The organism is Sphingomonas sp. FUKUSWIS1, assembly GCF_000733135.1.
GTDB classification, from domain to species: domain Bacteria; phylum Pseudomonadota; class Alphaproteobacteria; order Sphingomonadales; family Sphingomonadaceae; genus Sphingomonas; species Sphingomonas aerolata.
This window is the reverse complement of the sequence record NZ_JPJC01000229.1, coordinates 1-4,388: the sequence shown is the minus strand read 5'-3', so window position 1 is coordinate 4,388 and position 4,388 is coordinate 1. Positions and strand designations below refer to the sequence as shown.

Below are 4,388 nucleotides of genomic sequence, written 5' to 3'. Positions count from 1 at the left end.
TGCAAAACGCCTCGCCGCCCCGCCGCTAGCAGGCGTCCTGTCCGCCCAGCACGTCGAGCGCCATGACGTGCGCAAGGTGCGACAGTCCCTGCGGCAGGTTGCCGAGAAACATGCCCGTCTTCGGATCGGCCATCTCCGTCATGATCCCGACGCCGCGATCAAGCGCCTCGGAAATGCCCGCAAGCGCCGCCTCTGCCCGATCACGCTGGCCAAGCAGCGCACGAGCCTCGATCATCCAGAAGGTGCACGCCAGGAAACACCCCTCTTCGGCCCACACGTCGCTGTACCGATAGTGATAGGGCCCCGCCCCCAGTTCGCGGTCGATCGCGTCGAGCGTCTTTTCCAGCCGCTCGCGCCCGTCGAAGCCGAACCGCACCGCCAGCGCGAGCGACGCGTCGAGCTTGTCGCTGCCGGGGTAGAAGACGAACGCCTGCTTGGTCTCGGACCAGCATTCATCCTCGATCCACTGCGCGATCCGGTCGCGTTCGCGCGACCAGCGGTCGCGGCACGTGGTCGGCAACTGCCCCTGGTCCGCCAGTTCGACCGCGCGCGCCAGCGCCTGCCAGCAGCTGATCTTCGACATGGTGTAATGCTGCGACTCCTCGAGCTCCCAGATGCCGGCATCCTTCTGCCGCCACGCGTCCGCGCACCGGTCCGCGAGATGCGACAGCAGCTCGGCGCTCGACGCGTCGAGGATATTGCCGCAACTGACGAAGCGGGCCGCGGTCTCGAATATGTCGCCATACACGCCGTGCTGGTTCTGGTCGGTCGCGGTGTTGCCGACCTGCACGGGTTTCGACCGCCGATATCCCGGCACGTCGATTTCGCTCAGATCGGGGACCAGCGCGCCCTCAAGCGTATAGCAGACGCGCGGGCCGTGTTCGGCCAGTCGCTTCAACAGCCAGGTGAACGCCGCCTTGGCCTCCATCTGCGCCCCCGCGGCAAGGAACGCCTTGATCGTATAGCCGGCGTCGCGGATCCAGGCGTAGCGATAGTCGTAATTCTTCTTGCCGCCGATCCCTTCGGGAACCGAGGTGGTCGCGGCGGCTGCGATCGCACCGGTCGGTGAATAGAGCAGCAGCTTCAGCGCAAGGACGCTGCGGATGAACGCGGGGCGCCGTTCGCCGTCATAGTCGATCCGCTGCGACCATTGCCGCCATTCCGCGTCGGAGATATCGATCCGCTCGTCGATGTCGGCGATCGTCGGCACGACCAGCGGCTCGTCCTCACCCGCAACGATCGCGACGACCTCTCGCTGCCCCTGCGCGACCGTCAGCACGCCCGTCACCGCCTCGTCAGCGCGCTTCACGACGACGCCGTCGCTGTGCAGGAACAGCCCCAGCACACGGTCGACATGGAAGACCGGATATTCGCCGATCTTCGATTGATAGGGGCTCGCCCCGCTGGCCCTGCGCCCCGGGCGCATCTCGATTCTGAACCGGACGGCACCGTCGAGCCCGTCGATCCGGCGTGCGAGTTCGGTCCAGGGCAGCCGCCCGGCCGTACCGCTGTTCATCGATTCGGTTAGCCGCGCGCGACCGCCATCCGTGATGAAGAGCGTCTCGAGCACGTTGCTGCCGGGCAGATAGCGGCGCTCGACGGTGAACGGCTCGGTCGGGGTGATGCTGAACCGTCCCCCCTCCTCCGGATCGAGCAGCCGGTCGAACAGCGGCTGAGAATCGAGATTGGGCACGCACCACCAGTCGATCGACCCGTCCGCCCCCGACAGCGCGACCGACCGCCCGTCACCGAGCGCGCCATAATCCTCCAGCCGCAGATAGCCGTCATAGCGCACCCCGTCGCGTACATCGTCGCGCGCGGGTCGGGTGGTGGAGCGCAGCACGTCGCTGGCCAATGCGGCAAGGGTCTTGGCCATGGAAGTATCTGTCCGATCGCGTCTCTGCCCCCCACCAGGCCGGGTATTCGACGCTGGGGAAGCCGTGGTCGGACATGAACGTCGCGGCGTGCGCCAATATCCCGCCCCAACGCTATTTTCCTGGCCGCAGCCCGCAACGCGCCGACCGGGTCCGTCCGCCGCTCAGAGCGGGGACACGTCCGGCATGAAGATATAGCCGTTGCCACGTACCGTCCGGATCAGTTCGGTGCGGTCGTGCCGCTGCACCTTGCGCCGCAGCCGGCTGATATTGACGTCGATCGTGCGTCCCTTCGCCGGGCCGTCGCTGCGCCCCAGCGTCGCGATCATGTCGTCACGCGAATGGATCGTCTGCGGTTGCGCCACGAACAGATGCAGCATCTGGAACTCGCCATCGGTCAGCCGGACATTGGTGCCGTCGGGTGCGGTTAGCGTCCGCATCCGGCAGTTCAGCGCCCAGCCCGCAAAGCCGACCAGATCGTGGCTCTGCACGGGACTTGCGGCGCCAACGGGTCGCTCGATCGGCGCGGGGTCGGCAGGATCGGGCGACGCGCCGCTGGCCAGTTGCGCCCGTTGCCGCCGCAGGACCGACCGGATCCGCGCGAGGATCTCGCGCGGGCTCGACGGCTTGGTGACATAGTCATCCGCGCCCAGCTCGAGCGCGACGACCCGGTCGATCTCGCTCGACAGCGCGGAGAACATGATCACCCGCGGCGGATCCTGCGTCTGGGTCAGTGCGCGCAGCACCGACAGCCCGTCCTCGCCGGGCATCATCATGTCGAGCACGACGAGATCGCAGGGGCGATGCGCGAGCCGGGTTCGCAGCGCGGCGCCGCTCGCCACGGCTTCGGCGCGCAGGCCGTGATCGACCAGAAACCCCGTCAGCAACTCGCGCAGCCCGGGATCGTCGTCGACGATGACGATCCGCGCGCTGTCATCCGCCCCTCGCGTGCCGGCATGGAGATCAGGGCCGGGCACGGCGACGGAAACGCTGTTGGTCAAAATCATGCGCCTCGCCTGCAGGTCAGTTCTTTCCGGCATATGTCTGGATGTTGCGCAATCCGTCGCGCCGGCAACGACCGGCGGTGGCGTGGCATGATGCGAAATCGCTGAAACATCGCGAACACATACGTGGCATAGTGGCCGGCGATGCACTGCGCCGCTCCCGAACCCGCCGATACGATGCTGCTCGTGGTCGATGACGACCATGCGATCCGGACGCTGCTCGCGCAGAGTCTGGGGATGCACGGGTACCGCGTCGAAACCGCGACCAATGCGCAGGAAATGGACGTCGCGCTCGCACGGCATCCGATCGCGCTGATCCTGCTCGACGTGATGATGCCGGGCGAGGACGGTCTGGCGGCCTGTCGCCGCCTGACCCGCAAGGGCGCCCCCCCCGTCGTCATGCTCAGCGCGCTGGGCGACGAACCCGACCGGATTCTCGGGCTCGAGATCGGCGCGAGCCATTATCTGACCAAGCCGTGCAGCCCGCGCGAGATCCTCGCGACGGTCCGCGCCGCACTGCGTGAACGCAATGGCGCGGCTGCCGAGACCGGACGCAGCTATGGCTTTCTCGGCTGGCGGGTGGATTTCGCCGCGCACGAATTGCTCGACGGCGACGGCATGCTCGTCGACCTGACCGATGGCGAATTCGCGGTGTTGCGCGCCTTTGTCGAGCGTCCGCGACGCGTGCTCGCGCGCGACGCGTTGCTGGAGGCGGCGCGGGGCCCGGACACCGACGCGTTCGACCGGGCGATCGACGTCCAGGTCAGCCGGCTGCGACGCAAGCTGCGTTCGCGCGGGGACGAGATCATCCGGACGATCCGCAACGAAGGCTATTTCTTCGTTCCCCGCGTGATCCGGCTGTGACCACGCCGCCACGCACGGCCGGCGCGACACCCGTCGGCGCTAGGGTCGGGCATCCACGACGCTGGCCGCTGTTCCTGCGGATCTTCGCGTTCATCCTGTTCACCGTCCTGCTCGTCCAGCTGCTCAATTTCGCCGCCGTCCTGCTCGTCCCGCCGCCGACGCCGGTGGTCTATTCGACCAGCCGGATCGCCTCGGTCGTGCGTGCCGGACGCGACCCGAGCGGGCTGCTGACGATCGCGGTCGCGACCGCCCCGCCGACCGAGCAGGGCGATGCGCGTGATCGCCATCTCGGCCGGGTGATCGCCGCCGATCTGGGCGTGCCGGCACGCGCGGTGATCGTCGAGGCGCGGCGCTATGGCCCCCCCTTGATGGCGGGCGCGTTTCGTCCGCCCATGCCGATGGGCATGCCCAAGATGCCGCCACAGTCGGTCGTCGACAACACGCTGTTCGGCGCGTTCGTCGTCTGGGTCCATGCCCCCGATGGCCAGTGGCGGACGATCCGCCCGGCGCGGCCGGCGTTCGGCTTGTGGCAGGCGCGGCTGATCCTGTGGTTCCTCGTCGCGATGGCAGTCGCGGCACCGGTCGCGCTGGTGCTGGCGCGGCGCATCGCCCGGCCCGTCGCGCTGTTCGCCGCCGCCGCCGACCG

The 4,388-nt window shown here is 68.4% G+C and carries 3 protein-coding genes and 1 pseudogene; 2 read left to right on the top strand and 2 right to left on the bottom strand.

The features are described from left to right. Window positions 1–25: 25 nt before the first annotated feature. Both sphsw_RS13680 and sphsw_RS13675 read right to left on the bottom strand, forming a co-directional pair. Window positions 26–1,876 carry a glycoside hydrolase family 15 protein gene (locus sphsw_RS13680; protein WP_081874326.1) on the bottom strand — a complete coding sequence of 617 codons (1,851 nt, stop codon included), beginning with the start codon at window positions 1,874–1,876 and terminating at the stop codon, window positions 26–28. Window positions 1,877–2,038: 162 nt separating this feature from the next. Then, a complete protein-coding gene (locus tag sphsw_RS13675; protein WP_037528420.1) occupies window positions 2,039–2,881 on the bottom strand; it encodes a response regulator in 843 nt (280 codons plus the stop codon). A 141-nt stretch (window positions 2,882–3,022) separates the two neighbouring features. Between sphsw_RS13675 and sphsw_RS13670 the strand changes: the two genes are divergently transcribed. Together sphsw_RS13670 and sphsw_RS13665 are read left to right on the top strand one after the other, a co-directional pair. Next, on the top strand, window positions 3,023–3,742 hold the full coding sequence (locus sphsw_RS13670; RefSeq protein WP_031441087.1) for a response regulator: 720 nt from the start codon (window positions 3,023–3,025) through the stop codon (window positions 3,740–3,742). Beyond that, window positions 3,739–4,388: pseudogene (locus tag sphsw_RS13665) on the top strand (two-component sensor histidine kinase); the annotation flags it as partial. The gene sphsw_RS13670 and the pseudogene sphsw_RS13665, both read left to right, overlap by 4 nt.